This window comes from Oleiphilus sp. HI0079 (assembly GCF_001635105.1).
Window position 1 is genome coordinate 1 of the sequence record NZ_LWFT01001391.1, and the last position, 1,444, is coordinate 1,444.

At 46.4% G+C, this 1,444-nt stretch carries 1 protein-coding gene and 1 pseudogene; both read left to right on the top strand.

Annotation, left to right across the window (positions count from 1 at the left end; translation table 11 throughout):
• On the top strand, window positions 1-1,008 hold a 1,008-nt coding region (locus tag A3750_RS23980), incomplete at its 5' end, for a DUF3418 domain-containing protein (protein WP_156498905.1).
• 65 nt (window positions 1,009-1,073) lie between these two features.
• Window positions 1,074-1,444: pseudogene (locus A3750_RS23985) on the top strand (beta-ketoacyl-ACP synthase III); the annotation flags it as partial.

The window sequence follows — 1,444 nt, forward strand, 5'->3', positions numbered from 1 at the left end:
CATTTGCGCCTCAACATTAAGCTTTTGGATGATGACGGAAAAGTTCTCAGACAAAGTCGGGAGCTGGCTGATCTTGTCGATGTCGCAGATGATTATCTGAGTGCTAACCCTCTCTCAAAAGCAAGCGGTAAAGAATCAGCTGTCGCAGATGAGCACGTTGAAACATGGAGCTTTAATCTCGATAAAGAGCTAGAGCTTGAGCAAACAGGCATCACGCTAAAGGTCTATCCGTGCTTGATTGATCAGCGTACTAAAGTGTTGAAAACAACCCGAAACGATGCGCTAGAAGCACAGCGTTTGACGCGACTCGGTTTCGCCCGGTTGTTGTACTTTAAGCTGCGAGACCAGATAGCATTGTTTGAGAAAGAAATTCTTGATTATAAAAAAATGGGGTTGTTCTACGCGCCAGTAGGAAAGGCTGAGCGTCTGTACGACGACTTTGCGATGGCGTGCATTGTGAATCATTTCGCTAGTGACGGCCTGCCCTCGACGGCGGAGCAGTTTGAGGAATGTTGGCAATCGAAGCGCGGTGACTTCGTTTCGTTTAGCCGCGACTTCGCGAAGTTGTCTGTCCGCATTCTTGCTGAGTATCACGAGCTAATGAAATGCCTTAAAGGCAAAATCAACTTTACCGTCGCGATGTCGGTGAGCGATATAAAATACCAGGTCGAGAATCTTATTTTCGATGGTTTTCTTTCTAGAACGCCCTATGACAATCTAAGTCATTTTCCAAGGTATTTAAAAGCATGCTCTGTGCGGTTCGATAAGATGGGGCGCGAGCAGGCTTTGGAGCGCAAGGCGCTGCCTCTGTTGAAAAACTGGTGGGATCAATATACGTCCCGTCTCGAACAGCATCAAGCACAGGGTATTTACGATATTGAACTTGAAAGATTCCGTTGGCTAATCGAAGAGCAGCGCGTATCATGGTTCGCCCAACAGCTTGGTACATCAGAGACCGTCTCGGAAAAGCGCCTCAACAAACAGTGGCAGCTGGTGCGTCGAGTATAGTTGTTAAGTATCAGAATTATGTTTAACTTTGTGTTTATGAGCACGGGTTTAAAAAGGGGAAGTTTGTGTACAAGGCCGCGATTACGGGTACCGGTTTATTTACTCCATCTCAATCTATTAGCAATGATGAACTCGTCGATAGTTTTAATCGATATGTCGCTGCTTTTAATGCTGAAAATGAAGAGGCAATAGCCTCCGGTGACGTTGAGGCATTGCATGAATCTTCCTCCGCTTTTATAGAGAAGGCGAGTGGCATCAAAAGCCGCTATGTTATCGATAAATCCGGAATCCTTGATCCCGAAATTATGGCACCAAGAATTCCTGAACGCCCCAATTCCGAACCCAGCGTACTTTGCGAAATGGCCACAGAGGCTGCAAAGCAGGCTCTCGGTCAAGCGAATAAAACAAGCAAAGATGTAGATGCAGTGCTTGTGGC